This is a genomic window from Citrobacter sp., from assembly GCF_050252275.1.
Classification (GTDB): Bacteria; Pseudomonadota; Gammaproteobacteria; order Enterobacterales; family Enterobacteriaceae; genus Citrobacter_A; species Citrobacter_A amalonaticus.
In genome coordinates this window covers 1-19632 of the sequence record NZ_JBFWLF010000047.1, presented here as the reverse complement: position 1 = coordinate 19632, position 19632 = coordinate 1, and the positions used below count along the sequence as shown (strand labels likewise).

17 protein-coding genes are annotated in these 19632 nt (G+C 53.4%); 4 read left to right on the top strand and 13 right to left on the bottom strand.

Annotation, left to right across the window (positions count from 1 at the left end; translation table 11 throughout):
- From asnB to nagB, 5 genes are all read right to left on the bottom strand, one after another.
- The coding region (asnB, locus tag AB7E14_RS06190) for an asparagine synthase B (protein ID WP_428169403.1) at positions 1–1435 on the bottom strand (1435 nt) is incomplete at its 3' end.
- A 254-nt stretch (positions 1436–1689) separates the two neighbouring features.
- Complete coding sequence (nagD, locus tag AB7E14_RS06185; RefSeq protein ID WP_042320681.1) at positions 1690–2442, bottom strand: ribonucleotide monophosphatase NagD; 753 nt, start codon at positions 2440–2442, stop codon at positions 1690–1692.
- A gap of 46 nt (positions 2443–2488) precedes the next feature.
- The gene (gene nagC / locus AB7E14_RS06180) at positions 2489–3709 is read right to left on the bottom strand and encodes a DNA-binding transcriptional regulator NagC (protein ID WP_043001404.1); all 1221 of its coding nucleotides are present in this window, start codon (positions 3707–3709) and stop codon (positions 2489–2491) included.
- An 8-nt stretch (positions 3710–3717) separates the two neighbouring features.
- A complete protein-coding gene (nagA, locus tag AB7E14_RS06175; RefSeq protein ID WP_043001403.1) occupies positions 3718–4866 on the bottom strand; it encodes an N-acetylglucosamine-6-phosphate deacetylase in 1149 nt (382 codons plus the stop codon).
- A gap of 58 nt (positions 4867–4924) precedes the next feature.
- A complete protein-coding gene (nagB, locus tag AB7E14_RS06170) occupies positions 4925–5725 on the bottom strand; it encodes a glucosamine-6-phosphate deaminase (RefSeq protein WP_043001402.1) in 801 nt (266 codons plus the stop codon).
- A 324-nt stretch (positions 5726–6049) separates the two neighbouring features.
- On the opposite strand from nagB, the gene nagE reads away from it, so the two are divergent.
- The 4 genes from nagE (at position 6050) to chiQ (ending at position 12148) form a co-directional block, all read left to right on the top strand.
- Positions 6050–8065: an N-acetylglucosamine-specific PTS transporter subunit IIBC gene (gene nagE, locus AB7E14_RS06165; RefSeq protein ID WP_043001401.1), complete on the top strand. Its 2016-nt coding sequence runs from the start codon at positions 6050–6052 to the stop codon at positions 8063–8065.
- A 188-nt stretch (positions 8066–8253) separates the two neighbouring features.
- Entirely contained in the window at positions 8254–9921 is a 1668-nt protein-coding gene (glnS, locus tag AB7E14_RS06160; RefSeq protein WP_043001400.1) for a glutamine--tRNA ligase, read from the top strand.
- 438 nt (positions 9922–10359) lie between these two features.
- Positions 10360–11766: a chitoporin ChiP gene (gene chiP / locus AB7E14_RS06155; protein WP_043001399.1), complete on the top strand. Its 1407-nt coding sequence runs from the start codon at positions 10360–10362 to the stop codon at positions 11764–11766.
- A gap of 49 nt (positions 11767–11815) precedes the next feature.
- Positions 11816–12148 carry a ChiQ/YbfN family lipoprotein gene (gene chiQ, locus AB7E14_RS06150; protein ID WP_044256579.1) on the top strand — a complete coding sequence of 111 codons (333 nt, stop codon included), beginning with the start codon at positions 11816–11818 and terminating at the stop codon, positions 12146–12148.
- 50 nt (positions 12149–12198) lie between these two features.
- On the opposite strand, the gene tcuC is transcribed toward chiQ, so the two are convergent.
- From tcuC to AB7E14_RS06110, 8 genes are all read right to left on the bottom strand, one after another.
- Entirely contained in the window at positions 12199–13494 is a 1296-nt protein-coding gene (gene tcuC / locus AB7E14_RS06145) for a tricarballylate/proton symporter TcuC (protein ID WP_032190702.1), read from the bottom strand.
- 54 nt (positions 13495–13548) lie between these two features.
- The gene (gene tcuB, locus AB7E14_RS06140; protein WP_316961903.1) at positions 13549–14688 is read right to left on the bottom strand and encodes a tricarballylate utilization 4Fe-4S protein TcuB; all 1140 of its coding nucleotides are present in this window, start codon (positions 14686–14688) and stop codon (positions 13549–13551) included.
- Positions 14675–16078: an FAD-dependent tricarballylate dehydrogenase TcuA gene (gene tcuA, locus AB7E14_RS06135; protein WP_316961902.1), complete on the bottom strand. Its 1404-nt coding sequence runs from the start codon at positions 16076–16078 to the stop codon at positions 14675–14677. Before tcuA ends, tcuB begins: the two co-directional genes overlap by 14 nt.
- A gap of 97 nt (positions 16079–16175) precedes the next feature.
- A complete protein-coding gene (tcuR, locus tag AB7E14_RS06130; protein ID WP_044326664.1) occupies positions 16176–17102 on the bottom strand; it encodes a tricarballylate utilization LysR family transcriptional regulator TcuR in 927 nt (308 codons plus the stop codon).
- A 130-nt stretch (positions 17103–17232) separates the two neighbouring features.
- The gene (gene fur, locus AB7E14_RS06125) at positions 17233–17679 is read right to left on the bottom strand and encodes a ferric iron uptake transcriptional regulator (RefSeq protein WP_043001394.1); all 447 of its coding nucleotides are present in this window, start codon (positions 17677–17679) and stop codon (positions 17233–17235) included.
- A gap of 280 nt (positions 17680–17959) precedes the next feature.
- Complete coding sequence (gene fldA, locus AB7E14_RS06120) at positions 17960–18490, bottom strand: flavodoxin FldA (RefSeq protein ID WP_043001393.1); 531 nt, start codon at positions 18488–18490, stop codon at positions 17960–17962.
- A gap of 149 nt (positions 18491–18639) precedes the next feature.
- Positions 18640–18933 carry a LexA regulated protein gene (gene ybfE, locus AB7E14_RS06115; protein WP_044326665.1) on the bottom strand — a complete coding sequence of 98 codons (294 nt, stop codon included), beginning with the start codon at positions 18931–18933 and terminating at the stop codon, positions 18640–18642.
- Between the two features lie 128 nt (positions 18934–19061).
- The coding region (locus AB7E14_RS06110) for an alpha/beta fold hydrolase (protein WP_428169402.1) at positions 19062–19632 on the bottom strand (571 nt) is incomplete at its 5' end.

Below are 19632 nucleotides of genomic sequence, written 5' to 3'. Positions count from 1 at the left end.
CCAGTTGCTGATCGGAAACTTGCTTAGCGGCCACCTCTTTCAGGGTGTCGATCCAACTGTAACCCACACCGTCGGAGAACTGCTCTTTCTGACGCCATGCGACGCTTGCCGGCAGATAGGATTCAAAACATTCGCGAAGGATATGTTTTTCCATCTTGCCGTTGCCGCACATTTTATCTTCCGGGTTGATGCGCATCGCCACGTCGAGGAATTTTTTATCCAGGAACGGGACGCGTGCTTCCACCCCCCAGGCCGACATCGCCTTGTTGGCGCGGGCGCAGTCGAACATGTGCAGCGCCTGGAGTTTACGTACGGTCTCTTCGTGCAGTTCTTTGGCGTCTGGCGCCTTATGGAAATAGAGATAGCCGCCGAACACTTCATCTGACCCTTCGCCAGACAGCACCATTTTGATGCCCATCGCCTTGATCTTACGCGACATTAAGTACATCGGCGTGGAGGCGCGAATGGTGGTGACATCGTAAGTTTCGATGTGATAAATCACGTCGCGGATCGCGTCCAGCCCTTCCTGTACCGTAAAGTGAATCTCATGGTGTACGGTCCCCAGATGGTTCGCCACTTCCTGCGCGGCTTTCAGATCCGGAGAGCCTTCCAGACCGACGGCGAAGGAGTGGAGTTGCGGCCACCAGGCTTCAGAACGTTCGTCATCTTCGACACGACGGGCGGCGAATTTTTTGGTGATCGCTGAGATAACGGAAGAGTCCAGGCCGCCAGAGAGCAGCACGCCGTAAGGCACGTCTGACATCAGGTGGCTTTTAACGGAATCTTCCAGCGCCTGACGCAGTTCGTTTTTGTCGGTAACGTTATCTTTTACCGCGTCAAAATCGAACCAGTCACGCTGATAGTACTGACGGATTTCACCGTCTTTGCTCCACAGATAGCTTCCCGCCGGGAACTCTTTAATGGTGCGGCACACCGGCACCAGCGCTTTCATTTCTGACGCCACATACAGGTTGCCGAATTCGTCGTAGCCCATATACAGCGGGATAATGCCGATATGGTCGCGACCAATCAAATATGCATCCTGATCGCTGTCATACAGCGCGAAGGCAAACATCCCTTGCAGGTCGTCAAGAAACTCTACGCCTTTTTCCTGATACAGCGCGAGGATCACTTCGCAGTCAGAGCCGGTCTGGAACGCGTAGCGATCGCCATATTCTGCACGCAGCGCCTGGTGGTTATAGATTTCACCGTTGACGGCCAGCACGTGGGTTTTCTTTTCGTTATACAGCGGCTGCGCACCGGCGTTGACGTCGACAATCGACAGACGTTCATGGGCCAGAATGGCCTTATCACAGGCATAAATACCGGACCAGTCCGGGCCGCGATGGCGCATCAGGCGTGACAGCTCAAGCGCTTTTTTACGCAGTTCACCTGCATCTGACTTAATATCGAATACGCCGAAAATTGAACACATAACCTTCTCCGTTAACCTGTTGCGTAATGCTTTTAGTGTTTGCTTGCTAAAGAAAATGCCGCAAAGAAACAAGAGGCGCAAGGGGTTTGCGGTCTGAAAAAGAAAAAACGCAATGGCTATTGCTGAATGGTGAAAAAAGATTACGTATTGAGCATATTCATTGATGGATTATCAGTTTTTTGCCACTTTTGTTGAATGGAGTGGTTTTTTCATGAGGCAGAAATGAAGAACCACGTCCTGAGACGTGGTTCGCTTTAAATAACGTCGATTTCAGCGACGGAGGGATAAATCCAGCTTGGGCGGAACGGCATACTGTCGATGTCATCCAGCGTGGAAACGCCGGAGAGCACCAGAATGGTTTCGAGTCCCGCCTGGAAGCCCGCGAGAATATCGGTGCGCAGGTTATCGCCGACAATGACCGTCTCTTCCGAGTGCGCCTGCATTTTATTTAACGCTGCGCGAATGATCCACGGACTGGGTTTACCAACGTAGAACGGTTTACGACCGGAGATTTTTTCGATACCTGCACAGAGCGCGCCACAGGCCGGATAAAACCCGCGACCGTGAGTGTCCGGGTTGGTAGCGATAAAGCGTGCGCCGTTTGCCACAAAGTAAGCTGCTTTGTGCATCATGTCCCAGTTGTAGGAACGGGTCTCGCCAACGATTACGAAATCCGGGTTTACATCGGTAATGGTGAAACCGGCTTTATACAATTCGTGGATCAGTGCACCTTCGCCGACCACATATGCCTTTTTCCCTTCCTGACGACGCAGGAAATCGGCAGTCGCCATTGCCGAGGTATAAAACACGCTGTCCGGCACATTGACGCCAGCCGTCGCGAAACGGTTCGCCAGATCCTGGCCGGTCTGCGACGGGTAATTGGTCAACAGCACCAGCGGCAGGCCTTTTTCCATTACGCCAGTCAAAAATTCCGCCGCACCCGGTACGGCGACGTTGTCGTGCATTAGCACGCCGTCGATATCACAAATGACATTCTTAATGGTCATGAACTACCCAGGAGATGTGTTATTAATCCGATACTATAAGAGCGCATCAGTTTTCCAGCAAATGCTGGAGCAAAATACCGTTGAGCATAGCGCGTTTTACCAGCGCAAACGCACCGATGGCCGAGCGGTGATCCAACGTAGAACGCACCACGGGCAAATTCGTGCGAAACGCCTTCAGCGCCTGCGTATTAATGCAGCTTTCAATGGCGGGTAACAGCACTTTATCGGCTTCGGTGATCTCACCGGCAATCACGACTTTTTGCGGATTAAACAAGTTGATGGCGATCGCAATGGTTTTGCCCAGATGACGCCCGACGTGCTCGATCACCTCAGAAGCCAGGCTGTCGCCCTTATTTGCCGCCTTGCAGATGGTTTTGATCGTGCAGTCTTCCAGTGGAACACGGCTCTGGTAACCTTGCTTGAGCAGATTAAGAACGCGATGTTCAATCGCCGCGTTCGCAGCAATGGTTTCCAGACAACCGAAATTGCCGCAGTGGCAGCGCTCGCCCAATGGTTCAACCTGGATGTGACCAATCTCGCCAACGTTGCCGTTACGACCGATAAAAATTCGCCCGTTAGAGATGATTCCGGCACCTGTTCCGCGGTGGACGCGCACCAGAATGGAATCTTCGCAATCCTGACTTGCACCAAAGTAGTGCTCTGCCAGCGCCAGACTGCGGATATCGTGACCGACAAAACAGGTGACGAGGAACCGTTTTTCCAGTGCCTCAACCAGTCCCCAGTTCTCCACCTGAATATGCGGCATATAGTGGATCTTGCCGCTTTCCGGATCGACAAGCCCCGGCAGAATCACGGAAATGGCGATGAGCTCGCGGATTTTGCGCTGATTGCTGTCAATAAAAGCGGTAATGGCATTGAGCAACGCGTGTTCCAGCGTTTCCTGCGTCCGTTCGGGCAGAGGATAGTGCTCTTCCGCCAGCACTTTGCTGCTCAGGTCGAACAGGGTGATGGTCGCATCATGGCGGCCAAGACGCACGCCAATGGCGTGAAAACTGCGGGTTTCGGTGACGATAGAGATGGCGCGGCGGCCTCCGGTGGAGGCCTGTTGATCGACTTCTTTGATCAGTCCGCGTTCAATCAGTTGACGCGTAATTTTGGTTACGCTGGCGGGGGCAAGCTGGCTTTGTTCGGCAATCTGGATCCGCGAGATTGGCCCATGCTGGTCAATCAGGCGGTAAACGGCCGCGCTGTTAAGCTGTTTTACGAGATCAACATTACCTATTTGAGCTTGTCCGCCTGGTGTCATACTTTCTCTTACTCAGTAACGACCTCGTTACCATTAACGATGGTCTTGATGATTTTAAAGTCGTGTGTGAAAGCGGTCAGGTTCGCCACTTTACCCGCCGCGATACTGCCGAGGTGTTTCTCAACACCGATGGCACGCGCAGGGTAGAGGGTCGCCATGCGCAGCACTTCGTCGAGTGCGATACCGCAATGTTCAACCAGATTACGCACACCTTCAATCATGGTTAGTGATGAACCGCTCAGCGTCCCGTTCTCATCTACACAGAGTCCATTGCGGTAGTATATTGTTTTACCAGCAAAAATGAACTGTTCAATATTTGCCCCTGCCGGCGCAGTCGCATCCGTCACCAGGCACAGTTTGTCGCCTTTCAGCCGTTTGGCGTTGCGGATATTGGCGTAGTCAACGTGCAGACCGTCGGCAATCACGCCGCAATAGATATCAGCTTCATCCAGAATCGCACCTGCCAGGCCCGGTTCGCGTCCGGTGATATAAGGCATCGCATTGAACAGATGTGTAGCAAAGGTGATACCTGCACGGAACCCGGCTTTCGCTTCTTTCAGCGTGGCGTTGGAGTGCCCGGCGGAGACTACAATCCCGGCATTCGCCAACTTGCTGATCACTTCCGCAGGAACCATTTCCGGCGCCAGCGTCACTTTGGTGATTACGTCGGCATTATCGCACAGGAAATCGACCAGCGCAGCGTCAGGCTGACGGACAAAGCTCGGATTGTGCGTCCCTTTTTTCACCAGGTTCAGCCACGGGCCTTCCAGGTGCAGACCCAGCGCCTGATTCGGATGTTTGGCCAGGTATTCACGCATCACGCGAATGCCTTGCTTCATGAGATCATCGCTGGTGGTAATCAGCGTAGGCAGGTAGTTGGTGCAGCCCGATTTCTCGTTGGCCTTCTGCATGATCTCCAGCGTTTCAACGGTGACGGCTTCTGCCGTGTCGTTAAACTGCACGCCGCCGCAGCCGTTGAGCTGGACATCGATAAAGCCGGGGGAAAGAATGGCCCCGTTCACTGAACGTTGTTCGATCTCTGGCGGCAGTTCTGCCACAGGACAAACGCGGTCAATCAGGCCATTGGCGACAACAATCGCATGGTCATCAAGAATTTCGTGACCGGTGAAGATCCGGCCCTGGGTTAAAGCATACATTCCGACCCCCGATTTCAAAAAAATGCCGCCCTGAACATAAAACAGGGCGGAGACTACATTACAGACCTTTGATATTTTCGGCTTCTAACTCGTTGAAATATTTCAGTGTCTTAACTTTCAGTTCCATTGTGGATGGCTCATCGCACACCACAACCGCTTTCGGATGCAGTTGCAGACAGCTGATGGTCCACATGTGGTTCACATTGCCTTCCACCGCAGCCTGCAGCGCCTGCGCTTTCTGCGAACCCAGCACCAGAATCATCACTTCTTCAGCGTCCAGCAGGGTACCCACGCCAACGGTCAGCGCGTACTTCGGTACCTGATCCACGTCGCCGTCAAAGAAACGGGAGTTTGCCACACGGGTGTCATGCGTCAGGGTTTTGATACGGGTACGAGAAGCCAGCGACGAAGCCGGTTCGTTAAAGGCGATATGACCATCATTGCCGACACCCCCCATGAACAGGTGGATTTTACCGTAGGAACGGATCTTTTCTTCATACTGACGGCATTCGGCGTCGATGTCCGGCGCGTTGCCGTTGAGCAGGTTGATATTTTCTGCTGGAATATCAACATGGTCAAAGAAATTGCGATGCATGAAGCTGTAGTAGCTTTCCGGATGCTCTTTTGGCAAGCCGACATATTCGTCCATATTGAACGTCACGACGTGTTTGAAGCTAACCTGGCCCGCTTTGTGCATTTCGACTAAGGCTTTATACGCTGTCAACGGCGTGCCGCCTGTCGGCAGACCCAGAACAAACGGACGATCGGCTGTCGGTTTGAACGCGTTGATGCGATTAACGATATGGCGTGCCGCCCATTTGCCGACCTGTTCAGCGGAAGTCAGGGGAATCAGTCTCATTCTTCACCTCAGAAAGTAAATGTAAGCCGTTGACGGATTGTTCAGGTGCATGGCAAAGCGTAACCTGGCATGCATCAGTTGGGTCAATCTGTCTTGATTTTTTGAATGATAAAATAAGTTTTCCCACATAGCCAGTAAAAGGGAGTGAATATAACGATATTTGGTGACTAAACTCACAAAAAACACGCTTTTAATTTGCGGTACGAATTAAATTTTTACACACTCACAATGCCAGTAAAGCAACAACTGAATTTCAATAAGTTAGTGACAAAATAAAAACACAGCTTAAAGCGAGCCTTAACGGGGTCTCAAAGGGGGAAGAAAGTGAGTATTCTAGGTTATCTGCAAAAGGTAGGCCGTGCGCTAATGGTGCCGGTCGCCACGCTGCCTGCGGCGGCAATATTGATGGGGGTCGGCTATTGGATCGACCCGGTAGGTTGGGGTGGAGACAACGCCCTTGCGGCGTTCTTCATTAAGTCCGGTTCCGCCATTATCGATAACATGTCCGTACTGTTTGCTATCGGTGTGGCTTACGGTATGTCTAAAGATAAAGACGGTGCTGCGGCGCTGACCGGTTTTGTGGGCTTCCTGGTGCTGACCACGCTCTGTTCTCCGGCGGCGGTTTCCATGATTCAGAAGATCCCTGCAGACCAGGTGCCTGCTGCTTTCGGTAAGATCAGCAACCAGTTCGTGGGTATCCTTGTCGGTATTATCTCTGCTGAACTGTACAACCGCTTTAGTAGCGTTGAGCTGCCGAAAGCGCTCTCCTTCTTCAGCGGGCGCCGTCTGGTACCGATCCTCACCTCTTTTGTGATGATCGTTGTGGCGTTCATCATGATGTACATCTGGCCGGTAATTTTCGACGGTCTGGTTAACTTCGGTGAACACATTCAAAAACTGGGCTCAACCGGTGCGGGTATCTACGCCTTCTTTAACCGTCTGTTGATTCCGGTGGGTCTGCATCACGCCCTGAACTCCGTATTCTGGTTCGACGTTGCGGGGATTAACGACATTCCTAACTTCCTCGGCGGCGCCCAGTCTATTGAATCGGGTAAAGCAGTTGTCGGGATTACCGGTCGTTATCAGGCGGGCTTCTTCCCAATCATGATGTTTGGTCTGCCGGGTGCGGCGCTGGCTATCTACCACTGCGCGCGTCCTGAGAACAAGGCGAAAGTGCTGGGTATTATGATGGCCGGTGCGTTTGCGGCATTCTTTACCGGTATCACTGAACCGCTGGAATTCTCCTTCATGTTCGTTGCGCCGGTTCTGTATGTGATTCACGCCGTCCTGACCGGGATCTCTGTATTCATCGCAGCGAGCATGCATTGGATTGCTGGCTTCGGCTTCAGCGCGGGTCTGGTGGATATGGTGCTTTCTTCCCGTAACCCGCTGGCGACCCAGTGGTGGATGCTGATCCCGCAGGGTCTGGTGTTCTTTGCCATCTACTACGTGGTGTTCCGTTTCGTTATTACCAAATTCAACCTGATGACGCCGGGTCGCGAACTGGCTGTGGCTGGCAGCGAAGCGGACGGTCAGGACCTCAATGTGAGCAGCGATAAAGAGCAGGACGTTTCTGCCCTGGCGCGTCAGTACATCGCCGCCATCGGTGGTTCTGATAACCTCACCGGTATTGACGCCTGCATCACCCGTCTGCGTCTGAGCGTAAAAGACTCGTCGCTGGTGAATGAAGGTCTGGCGAAACGCCTGGGTGCTTCTGGTGTGATTCGTCTGAACAAAACCAGCGTGCAGATTATCGTCGGCTTCGTGGCTGAGAAAATCGCTAACGCGATGAAAACCACCGGTCCGGTTGCGGCGGCTGAAGCCTCTGCTGCGCCTGTTGCCCAGGCAGCAGCTAAACCGCAGGCGGTTCCAAATGCGGTGACCATTGCCGAACTGGTTTCTCCGGTAACCGGTGATGTGGTTGCGCTGGAGCAGGTGCCTGACGAAGCGTTCGCCAGCAAAGCGGTGGGTGACGGTGTTGCGGTAAAACCAACGGATAAAACCGTAGTTTCTCCGGCAGCGGGCACGATTGTGAAAATCTTCAATACCAATCATGCGTTCTGCCTGGAAACCGAGAAAGGCGCGGAAATCGTTGTCCACATGGGTATCGATACCGTCGCGCTGAACGGCCAGGGCTTCACGCGTCTGGTAGAAGAGGGCGCGGAAGTGACCGCGGGTCAGCCGATTCTGGAAATGGATCTGGATTACCTGAACGCAAACGCGCGCTCTATGATTAGTCCGGTGGTGTGCAGCAACATCGACGATTTCAGCGGCCTGGTGATTAAAGCCGACGGTCACGTGGTTGCCGGTCAAACGCCACTGTATGAGATCAAAGGGTAGGTCGGATAAGGTATAAGACGCCATCCGGCAACATGAAGCGGCGGGGGAAACCTCCGCCGCTTTTTTTTGCAGCAAATTCCCTCCTATTTTTCTTCAACGCCACTTTTTCAGTAACTAAAGGTTGTCAGTCAGTCCGGCTTATAAGATCATATGCCGTTATACGTTGTTTACGCTTTGAGGAATCCACGATGAGTGAGGCTGAAGCCCGCCCGAGTAACTTTATTCGTCAGATCATCGATGAAGATCTGGCCAGTGGTAAGCACACCACAGTCCATACCCGTTTTCCGCCGGAGCCAAATGGCTATCTGCACATTGGCCACGCGAAATCCATCTGCCTGAACTTTGGTATCGCGCAAGACTACCAGGGCCAGTGCAACCTGCGTTTCGATGACACCAACCCGGTAAAAGAAGATATCGAGTACGTTGATTCGATCAAAAACGACGTTGAGTGGTTAGGTTTTCACTGGGCTGGCAACGTTCGCTACTCCTCAGATTACTTTGATCAACTGCACGCTTATGCGGTTGAACTGATCAACAAAGGTCTGGCGTATGTCGATGAGCTGACGCCGGAGCAGATCCGCGAATACCGTGGCACGCTGACTCAGCCTGGCAAAAACAGTCCGTTCCGCGATCGCAGCATCGAAGAGAACCTCGCGCTGTTTGAAAAAATGCGTACCGGCGGTTTTGAAGAAGGTAAAGCCTGCCTGCGTGCGAAGATCGACATGGCGTCGCCGTTTATCGTGATGCGCGATCCGGTTCTGTACCGCATTAAATTTGCCGAGCACCATCAGACCGGCAACAAGTGGTGCATCTACCCGATGTACGACTTCACCCACTGCATCAGTGATGCGCTGGAAGGTATTACCCACTCTCTGTGTACCCTGGAATTCCAGGACAACCGTCGTCTGTACGACTGGGTGCTCGACAACATCACGATTCCGGTTCATCCGCGCCAGTATGAATTCTCGCGCCTGAATCTGGAATACACGGTGATGTCCAAGCGTAAGCTGAACCTGCTAGTGGCTGACAAGCACGTTGAAGGCTGGGACGATCCGCGTATGCCGACGATCTCTGGTCTGCGTCGTCGTGGCTATACCGCAGCGGCGATCCGTGAATTCTGCAAACGCATTGGCGTGACCAAGCAGGACAATACGATCGAAATGGCGTCGCTGGAATCTTGTATCCGCGAAGACCTGAACGAAAACGCCCCGCGTGCGATGGCGGTTATTGATCCGGTGAAACTGGTTATCGAGAACTACCCGCAGGGTGAAAGCGAAATGGTCACCATGCCTAACCATCCGAACAAGCCGGAAATGGGCACGCGTGAAGTTCCTTTCAGCGGTGAAATCTGGATCGATCGCGCTGATTTCCGCGAAGAAGCCAACAAGCAGTACAAACGTCTGGTGATGGGTAAAGAAGTGCGTCTGCGCAACGCCTACGTGGTGAAAGCAGAACGCGTGGAAAAAGATGCGGAAGGCACTATTACCACCATCTTCTGTACCTATGATGCAGATACCCTGAGCAAAGATCCGGCAGATGGCCGTAAAGTGAAAGGTGTGATCCACTGGGTTAGTGCCGCACACGCGCTGCCAGTCGAAATTCGTCTCTACGATCGTCTGTTCAGCGTACCAAACCCAGGCGCGGCGGAAGATTTCCTCTCCGTGATGAACCCGGAATCGCTGGTGATCAAACAGGGGTTTGCTGAACCGTCGCTGAAAGCCGCAGTAGCAGGGAAAGCGTTCCAGTTTGAGCGCGAAGGTTACTTCTGCCTGGACAGCCGTTACGCCAGCGCAGAGAAGCTGGTGTTTAACCGCACCGTTGGCCTGCGTGATACCTGGGCGAAAGTCGGCGAATAAACTGCCGCAATGCTACCTTCAAGCGCCGCATTCTGCGGCGTTTTTTTATCTTCTGTTCAACGAAAAATCTCGCTTTGCGAAGCGAATTAATTCCCATTCACAAAATAATGCCATTAACAACCGTCTGTTATCGATAACACTCGCAAAAAAACAGATAGTGTCATGAAATCTCGTTCATCTTTCTGGAAAACAAAGAGAATTTGCAGCTTTTACGGTATTTTTTGATGGATGAATAAAATGTAACAGGAAGCAATGAATTATGTGCGGTTGCTCATACTCTTACATTCTCGTTACAGAAAGATATTGATAATTCGCGTCGCGAAAAATAGTCTATCACTGTAGTCAGTGAGGTTTTTTTTCAGTGCTACTTTTACTTTTTTATTTTTTCGCTGTTTTGCCTTTGGCAACAGCAATTTATACGTCAAAGAGGATTAACATATGCGTACGTTTAGTGGCAAACGTAGTGCGCTGGCGTTGGCTATCGCCGGTATCACAGCACTGTCAGGTCTGGTCGTTGTTCCGCAGGCACAGGCTGAAGGCTTTATCGATGATTCAACCCTGACGGGCGGCATTTATTACTGGCAGCGTGAGCGCGACCGTAAAGATGTCACCGACGGAGATAAGTACAAAACCAACCTTTCTCACGCGACCTGGAACGCCAACCTGGATTTCCAGTCCGGCTATGCAGCAGATATGTTCGGTCTCGATGTGGCGGCGTTTACGGCAATTGAAATGGCAGAAAACGGCGACAGCGGCCATCCAAACGAAATCGCGTTCTCGAAAAAGAACAAAGGCTACGATGAAGACTATTCCGGTGATAAGAGCGGAATCAGTCTGTACAAGGCCGCCGCGAAATTCAAATACGGTCCAGCCTGGGCGCGTGCCGGTTATATTCAGCCTACCGGTCAGACGCTGTTAGCACCGCACTGGAGCTTTATGCCGGGTACCTATCAGGGTGCTGAAGCGGGCGCAAACTTTGACTACGGCGATGCAGGCGCACTGAGTTTCTCCTACATGTGGGCCAACGAATATAAAGCGCCATGGCACACTGAGGTTGATAAATTCTACCAGGGCGATAAAAAGACCAAAGTCGATTATCTCCATTCTGTCGGCGCAAAGTATGATTTCAAAAATGACCTGGTGCTGGAAGCCGCCTTTGGTCAGTCCGAAGGCTACGTCGATCAGTACTTCGCCAAAGCCAGCTACAAGTTTGATTTAGGTGGCAATCCGTTCTCCACCAGCTACCAGTTCTACGGTGCGCGTGACAAAGTTGATGACCGCAGCGCCAGCGATATCTATGACGGAACCGCCTGGCTGCAGGCGTTGACCTTCGGCTATAAAGTGGCGGAAGTGGTTGACCTGCGTCTGGAAGGGACCTGGGTTAAGGCCGAAGGGCAGCAAGGGTTCTTCCTGCAACGTATGACGCCGACCTATGCGTCATCCAACGGTCGTCTGGATATCTGGTGGGATAACCGTTCAGACTTCAACGCCAACGGCGAAAAAGCGGTCTTCTTTGGCGCGATGTATGACCTGAAGAACTGGAACCTGCCAGGCTGGGCCGTCGGGGCTTCTTATGTGTATGCCTGGGACGCGAAACCGTCTACCTGGCAGAGCAACCCGGATGCGTACTACGACAAAAACCGTACCATCGAAGAATCGTCATACAGCCTGGATGCGGTCTACACCCTGCAGGATGGTCGTGCGAAAGGCACCATGTTTAAACTGCACTTCACCGAATATGACAACCACTCCAACATCCCGAGCTGGGGCGGCGGTTACGGCAACATCTTCCAGGATGAGCGCGACGTGAAGTTCATTGTGATTGCACCGTTCACCATCTTCTAATGCCAACAGCGGCAGGCCTTGGGCCTGCCGCCTCGTTGAGGACCATGCTATGAAAAAACTGATACTCATCGCCGTAATGGCCTCGGGACTGGTGGCCTGTGCACCGTCAACGGCGCCGAAAGAAGACAGTCGGTTGAAAGAGGCGTATAGCGCCTGTATCAACACGGCACAGGGATCGCCCGAGAAAATCGAAGCCTGCCAGAGCGTGCTGGATGTGCTGAAAAAAGAAAAACAACATCAACAGTTTGCAAATCAGGAAAGTGTTCGTGTGCTGGATTACCAGCAGTGTATTCAGGCGACACGTACCGGTAACGATCAGGCTGTCAAAGCCGATTGCGATAAGATCTGGCAGGAAATTCGCAGTAACAATACGGCGAAGTAAACGTCAGAGACAACATAAAGCGGGCGGAGAGATCTCCGCCCGCTTGCATTTCAGAGCTTATTCTCTGCTGTCTGATAACCACGGCTGAGACGAACAAACAGCATTGCCGTTGCGGCGAGCCCGCACAGCGCCGCGCACATGAGCCACCACCCCGGAGAACTCTTATCGCCGGTCAACTGGACCAATGCGGTGGAGATAGCAGGCGTCAGGCCGCCGAAAATCGCTGTCGCAAGACTAAAGGCCAGCGAAAAACCCACGGTTCGGACATAAACCGGCATCACTTCGGTCAGGGCCGCCACCATCGCGCCGTTATACATGCCAAAAAAGAACGAGAACCAGAGCAGCACCAGCGTCATGCGGGTGAAGTCAGGGGCAGCGGTAAGCCAGTTCATCACCGGCCAGGTGGTAACGAGGGCGAGCAAGGTGATGCCCATCAGCACCGGGCGTCGCCCGATCCGATCAGAGATAGCGCCGCCAATCGGCAGCCAGATGAAGTTAGAAATCCCTACCAGCATGGTGACTACCAGGCTGTCACGTGCGCTCAGGTTCAACACCGTTCTCCCGTAAGTGGGGGTATAGACAGTAATAAAATAAAAGGTCGTGGTCGTCATCGCCACCAGCAGGGTACCCGCGGTGATGATGCGCCAGTTTTTAGCAATGGTGGTAAAAATTTCCCGAGTGTCCGGACGGTGTTTACGTTGTAAAAAGGCTTCAGTTTCCTGTAGCGAACGTCGAAGAACAAAAATCAGCGGAATAATCATGCAGCCAATGAAGAACGGAATTCGCCAACCCCATTCGGAGATTTCATCGTGTCCCAGCGTGACATTCAGACCGTAGCCGATCAGCGCGGCGACGACAATCGCCACCTGCTGGCTGGCCGATTGCCAACTGGTGTAAAAGCCTTTATTGCCTGGCGTGGCGATCTCAGAAAGATAAACAGAGACGCCGCCCAGTTCGACGCCAGCAGAAAATCCCTGTAGCAGACGCCCCACCAGGACCAGCACGGGAGCCAGCAGGCCGATAGTCTGATAACCCGGCACGAGGGCGATGAGCAGCGTGCCGCAGCCCATAATCGCCAGGGTGACCATCAGCCCTTTCCGTCGGCCGATCCTGTCGATATATGCGCCCAACACCACGGCCCCGATAGGGCGCATTAAAAATCCGGAGCCAAAAACGGCAAAAGTAAGCATTAATGCGGCAAACTCACTTTCGGCAGGAAAAAACGTCTTTGCGATATAAGTGGCGTAAAAACCAAACAGGAAAAAATCGAACTGTTCGAGAAAATTACCGCTGGTCACACGCAGTATTGCGCCGAACGTGCCAGCGCGCGATGGTTGTTGAGTCATTGAAGTTGCTCCACTGTCTTATCATAATTATGTATAGAGGTAAGAGTTTGCGGGTTAGTCGCCTGCGACCCCCGCCTGTTTTCCACGTCGCTTCTCAATCGCCCATTTGAGTAAAGACGCGCAGCGGTAAAATCCGTGGGCAAATTTTCCGTATGGAATGGTCAAAAAAAGCGCCATGACCACGCCAAGATGGATGGCAAGCAGGATCCCCATCCATGAGGTGTCTCTTCCCGCCAGCAAACCTATACCGGTCAGGCTGGTCAGGAGCAGCAGTAAAATAAAACCGCGATCCATCGGTTTCTGTCGCGCGTCGCCATGCAGTGGCGAGCGCTTAAGGTTTAACCACAGCAGGCCTGCCGGGCCGACAATTAAACCGATTCCTCCGAGCGTGCCAAGCATGACCGGCACGCTGAAGAACGGGTAGGGGGCTTCCCAACCGGCGAAGTAGTGGTAACCCGTCGCCACCACGGTCGCGGCGAAACAGAGCATAAAGCCGTAGAAGGTGAAATGGTGGAAACGACGACGCATCAATGTGAAAGCATCGTCCGCCTCGTTGCAGCCTTTGCCATGTCCGCCGTCGAGGTATTTCAGCGTCAGCGCGTTGTGCGACGCTTCGGCAATTTCCGCCGGACGCGGCCCGACGGGAGAGATCTCGCGCCAGAAGCGGATCACCCCTGCCATCAGTAAACCGATCGCCAGCATGAAAACCGATCCAAACATCCATGCCAGCAGGTTGTGCGGGAAGATTTGGTAGAAATCACCGGCCAGCGGCGGATGGAGTAGCGATCCCTTCAGCCCCATCGCGAGGAGTAAAAAGAGGATCAGACTAAAGACCAGAGCCAGCGTCACGGTGACGCCAGCCCGGCGATACAGCGCCCCGAAGGCCGCCGGTTGCGCGTAGTGTTGATACGTTTCCAGACGCACTTCCGCCATTGCTTTCGGCACGTTGATCGCAAACTCATGGGGCGGCGCATACTGGCAGGCATGCAGACAGGCGCCGCAGTTATGGCACAGGTTTGCCAGATAGTTAATGTCGGCTTTGCCAAATTCCAGTCGTTGCGTCATCGCCGGGAACACGGCGCAAAACCCTTCGCAATAGCGACAGGCGTTACAGACCTGCATCACCCGCTCGACTTCAGCTTCTGGCTCGGTGAGAATTTTGGCCTCGATGATCAGTTTTTCAAGCTGCTTCATGATGCGCCTCCTTACGTGCTGCCTGCGCGGCTTCTTTACCTGCGATGCGACCAAACGTGGTGCCGATGGACATGCCGACACCGGCGGTATAGCCCTTGCCCAGTACGTTGCCAGCCATCATCTCACCGGCAACGAACAGGTTACGGCTGGGGGTGCCTGCGAAGTGGACTGCAGCGTGTTCATTCACTTTCAGTCCCAGATAGGTAAAGGTGATCCCTGGTCGCAGGGCGTAACCGTAGTAGGGGGGCGTATCAATAGGCCGCGCCCAGTGCGTTTTCGGTGGCGTCAGGCCCTGCGTCGCGCAGTTGTCCAGCTTCGTGTGATCAAACTGACCCGGCTGACAGGCCTGATTGTAGTGCTCCACGGTATGGGTAAAGCGTTCGGGATCCAGCCCCAACTGGCGGGCCAGTTCACTCAGCGTATTGGCCTGTACGCCGGGGAAAACCGGCGGCATAAAGTGACCGATCGCTTTGCTGTCGATAATGGAGTAGCCAATCTGCCCCGGCTGGTGGGCAACCAGACGCCCCCAGATGGCATAGCGTTTCGGCCAGAAATCTTCGCCTTCATCGTAAAAGCGCTCCGCGTCCCGGTTGACTACCACACCCAGTGAGACGCAATCCACGCGGGTACAAATGCCGCCGTCGTACAACGGGGCCCGGGCATCAATCGCCACACAGTGGGACTGAGACGGATCTCCGATAATGTCAGCACCGGCATCGATCATAAACTTGAGCAAGACGCCCTGATTAAAGCGGGTGCCGCGAATGAGGAAGTTATCGGCTGGCCATTCGCCACGAGCGTTCTCTCCCCAGGCGTCGCGCAGCCATTCGCGGTTGGATTCAAATCCACCGGCGGCGAGTACGCAGGCTTTCGCCTCAATGCGCTCGTGGCCTGCCAGGGCTGCGATGAATTCGCCGTTGTGCAGTTCAAGTGCCTGTACCGGCGTGTTGTAGCGAATCTGTACCCCCAGTTTTTCTGCGCTGCGGTAATAAGCGTTCACGAGGGCTTTACCGCCGCCCATGAAGAAGGCATTGGTACGCGCCACGTGCAGCGCGCCAGAGAGCGGAGGCTGAAAATTAACGCCGTGCTGACGCATCCAGTCGCGGCACTGGGAAGAGGTCCGGATCACCAGTCGCGCCAACGCTTCATTGGTATTGCCTTCGGTGACACGCCAGAGATCCTGCCAGAACTCCTCTTCGGGATAACTCTCGACCAGCACATCCTGTGGTGCATCGTGCATACAGCGTAAATTGCGCGTGTGTTGGGAATTCCCGCCGCGCCATTCCCGGGGCGCAGCCTCTAACAGCAGCACGGAAGCTCCTGCCTCACGGGCGGTTAAGGCGGCACATAACGCGGCATTACCACCGCCAATCACCAGTACATCAACCATCGTCTACTCCATTACCATTTAACTATTTGTTAAATTTGTAATTGAAATGTATACGTGCTGATTGTATGGGCGCTATGACGAATAGCTAAAGGGGGGTTTAGGGAGCGTAAAGTGTCGCGCCCGGCCAATGACCGGTTTCAACGAGTTCACGCATGACTTTTGTGAGTATCACGCGGGCTGCAAGACCGGCAGGGGTGAGTTCATCGTCCGACAGACTGACCAGAAAATTGGGGCGGCTGAGGACGGGATTATGGACGCCGATCACTCTTAGCGCTTCCCTCTCAAGATGCGAAATGGCTGCACCGGGTTGCAGCGTGGCGCCGAGTCCGCTGCCAACGGCGCGCATCAGTAACGTCAGGCCGTCAATTTCCGTGGCAATATCGACCTTCAGTCCGTGTTCCTGACAGATGGCTTCCAGTCTGCCACGCAGGCCGTGTCCCTGGCTTGGCATAATCAGGGGAATATTCGCCAGTTGAGCAGGCATTATGGTGTCATCCGGAATATCCGCCAGCAGCTCGTGTGTGCCAATCAGAAACAGGCGCTCCTCAAGAACCGGTCTGGCGCTCCAGCGCAGGATCTTCTCTTTTTGAAACACGACCGCCAGATCAATCTGGCGCGTGTTGATCATCCGTTCCAGATTACCCGACAGGCTTTCCACCACATGCAGGCGAACGTCGGCGTAATGTTCCCGCATGGCATGAATAAACGGTATTCCCAGGATGGAGGCGGTGCTGGGGGCCATGCCGACGCTGACGTGTCCCGAGAGACGCGCCTCGCGAGCGGCCAGGATCGCATCATCGGCGTGACGTAGCGCCAGTTGCGCTTGTGAATAAAAGGCCAGACCGGCGTTAGTGGGCGTGACGCCGCGCGAGGTTCGCTGTAACAGGCGGATCGCGAGTTCGTTTTCCAGCCGCGTCATCTGCTGGCTCAGGGCGGACACGCCGATGTCGAGATCGAGCGCCGCGCTGCCCATACTGCCGGTTTCTACAATACGGACAAAGTAACGTAGCTGGCGAAGTTCCATTTCGATTCTCCGGACGAAGCAGGGTGATATTTTACATTAAAGCAACATGCAGGCAGAAGAAAGCGCTGAGTAGGGAATGGCAGGCATAAAAAAAGCCAACCGGCAGGTTGGCTTTTCAGAATAATGCAGATTATTTCGCGTCATGCGCGTGTTCGTTTTCGCGGCAATCGCCTTCAGCGCAGTGGCCATAGAGGTAGAGGCTATGGTTCGTCAGACGAATGCCATGCTTCGACGCGATCTCACGCTGGCGCGCTTCAATAGACTCATCGCTAAATTCGATCACTTTGCCGCAATCAAGGCAAATCAGGTGATCGTGATGATGCTGCTGGGTCAGCTCGAAAACGGATTTGCCGCCTTCAAAATTGTGGCGGGTTACGATACCGGCGTCATCAAACTGGTTCAGCACGCGATACACGGTCGCCAGACCAATTTCTTCACCCATGTCGATCAGTCGTTTGTATAAATCTTCCGCACTGACGTGATGGTTATCCGGTCCCTGAAGAACTTCCAGAATCTTTAAACGAGGAAGCGTTACTTTCAGGCCAGCCTTCTTTAATGCGGTATTGTTGTCAGTCATGCGGAATCTGTCCTGTTGCTAAACGATTCACTTCATACAAGAAGTGACAGAAATTGCACTCGGGATAATGCGTTTCATTATAGGACTGCCGTGTCTAAATGAAAACTGCAAGCCTCTGGCAAATGTTAATAAATAGTCGGTATTGCCTGGAAATGAGAGCGCCACCTAAAAACTCCCGCACATTGTACAGGGATGGGCAAGAAAGTTACAAATTTGTAGCAATTATTTTGATTGGTTCTGTCTATTGATGCGGCGCAAACCTTGTCTGCGCCGCCGTACATCAGGCGTTGATGATCTCATCAAGGTGCAATTCTTCAGAGATCTGCTTCACCCATTTTTCCACGCGCTCGGCGGTCAGTTCCGGCTGACGGTCTTCGTCAATCGCCAGACCGACAAAATGGTCATCATCCGCCAGACCTTTGGAGGCTTCAAAATGATAGCCAGCGGTCGGCCAGTGACCCACGATGGTTGCACCGCGCGGCTCAATGATATCGCGGATTGTGCCTAACGCGTCGCAGAAGTATTCTGCATAATCTTCCTGATCGCCACAGCCGAACAGTGCGACCAGTTTGCCGTTAAAATCGATGTCTTCGAGGGTAGGGAAGAAGTCGTCCCAGTCACACTGCGCTTCACCGTAGTACCAGGTTGGGATGCCAAGCAGCAGAATGTCATAACTTTCGAGATCTTCCTTGCTGCTTTTTGCAATGTCATGCACATCGGCAACGTCTTTACCAAGCTGTTTTTGAATCATTTTTGCGATATTTTCGGTATTCCCGGTGTCGCTGCCGAAAAAGATGCCAGTGATTGCCATGAGTAAAGTAACCTCTTGAAACTTATTGAAATGGTGGTGGCGAATTGCCCACAGATAAGGGCAATCATAGCAGAACAGTCAGGTATGCGGAAATAGCAAACGCATACGAGTGCACTCCATGCTACACGAAAGTGGAAGAGGGGATAATTTCAGGCGAGATCCTGGCCGCGTAGCGCTGCCAGTTGGGCCATCAATATCTCTTCGATCAGTTCACTGCGGCTCATCTCTCGAGATTCCGCCAGCTCATTCAACGCGTCAACAGCTTCTGCGTTGAGTTTGAGTTCGACACGCTTAAGACCGCGAACTTTGTCGCGTTTGAGTTGATTACGCTTATTAATGCGCAGCTGTTCATCGCGTGAAAGCGGATTGGTTTTCGGTCGTCCCGGGCGACGCTCGTGCGCGAACAGATCTAGTGTCGTACGGTCCGTTTGTTCTTTGGCCATGATATTGGTGACTTCGGGGAAACAATCAGCCAGGCCTCTGCCCGGATGGATAGCGCGCCATCATACATCAGCGAATGAGGCGCGCCAACGTTCACACGCGTAATCGCGCACGGACGCTGAGTTTTTAATCAGTTAGCTGTTTCATTAAGATAACGACGGATGGCGCGCAACACCGCCTCCGGTTTTTCGGCATGCACCCAGTGACCGGCCCCGGCAATCACATGCGCACGTGCTTGTGGGAACTGTGCCAGTAAATCGTCGCGGTATGCCTCGGTGACGTATGAGGAGTTGCCGCCGGGGATAAACAGCGCCGGATGATTCCAGGCGGGAATTGTCTCCCAGCCGACGATATGCGGATATTGTTCCCACAGTACCGGCACGTTGAAGCGCCACTCGCCGTCAACATACGATTTCAGCAAAAATTGAATCACGCCTTCTTCATTAAGATGTTCGCGCATGACCGCTGCCGCCTGCTGGCGAGTTTTTGCCGCTGATGCCGTCACCGCGTTGATAGCCGCGAAAATTTCGTCGTGGCGGCGGACATGATAGTCCACCGGGGCGATATCGATAGCCACTAAGCGATCGATGCGTTCCGGTGCCAGCGCGCTGAGCGCCATCACCGCTTTACCCCCCATAGAGTGGCCAATGAAGGTGGCTTTTTCGATGTGTTGCGCATCCAGCGTATCCAGTAGATCCTGC

Excerpts from the sequence above, each read along its gene's own strand:
- nagD (WP_042320681.1), bottom strand. The coding sequence starts at position 2,442 with ATGACCATTAAGAATGTCATTTGTGATATCGACGGCGTGCTAATGCAC.
- nagC (WP_043001404.1), bottom strand. The coding sequence starts at position 3,709 with ATGACACCAGGCGGACAAGCTCAAATAGGTAATGTTGATCTCGTAAAA.
- nagA (WP_043001403.1), bottom strand. The coding sequence starts at position 4,866 with ATGTATGCTTTAACCCAGGGCCGGATCTTCACCGGTCACGAAATTCTT.
- nagB (WP_043001402.1), bottom strand. The coding sequence starts at position 5,725 with ATGAGACTGATTCCCCTGACTTCCGCTGAACAGGTCGGCAAATGGGCG.
- glnS (WP_043001400.1), top strand. The coding sequence starts at position 8,254 with ATGAGTGAGGCTGAAGCCCGCCCGAGTAACTTTATTCGTCAGATCATC.
- chiP (WP_043001399.1), top strand. The coding sequence starts at position 10,360 with ATGCGTACGTTTAGTGGCAAACGTAGTGCGCTGGCGTTGGCTATCGCC.
- chiQ (WP_044256579.1), top strand. The coding sequence starts at position 11,816 with ATGAAAAAACTGATACTCATCGCCGTAATGGCCTCGGGACTGGTGGCC.
- tcuC (WP_032190702.1), bottom strand. The coding sequence starts at position 13,494 with ATGACTCAACAACCATCGCGCGCTGGCACGTTCGGCGCAATACTGCGT.
- tcuB (WP_316961903.1), bottom strand. The coding sequence starts at position 14,688 with ATGAAGCAGCTTGAAAAACTGATCATCGAGGCCAAAATTCTCACCGAG.
- tcuA (WP_316961902.1), bottom strand. The coding sequence starts at position 16,078 with ATGGTTGATGTACTGGTGATTGGCGGTGGTAATGCCGCGTTATGTGCC.
- tcuR (WP_044326664.1), bottom strand. The coding sequence starts at position 17,102 with ATGGAACTTCGCCAGCTACGTTACTTTGTCCGTATTGTAGAAACCGGC.
- fur (WP_043001394.1), bottom strand. The coding sequence starts at position 17,679 with ATGACTGACAACAATACCGCATTAAAGAAGGCTGGCCTGAAAGTAACG.
- fldA (WP_043001393.1), bottom strand. The coding sequence starts at position 18,490 with ATGGCAATCACTGGCATCTTTTTCGGCAGCGACACCGGGAATACCGAA.
- ybfE (WP_044326665.1), bottom strand. The coding sequence starts at position 18,933 with ATGGCCAAAGAACAAACGGACCGTACGACACTAGATCTGTTCGCGCAC.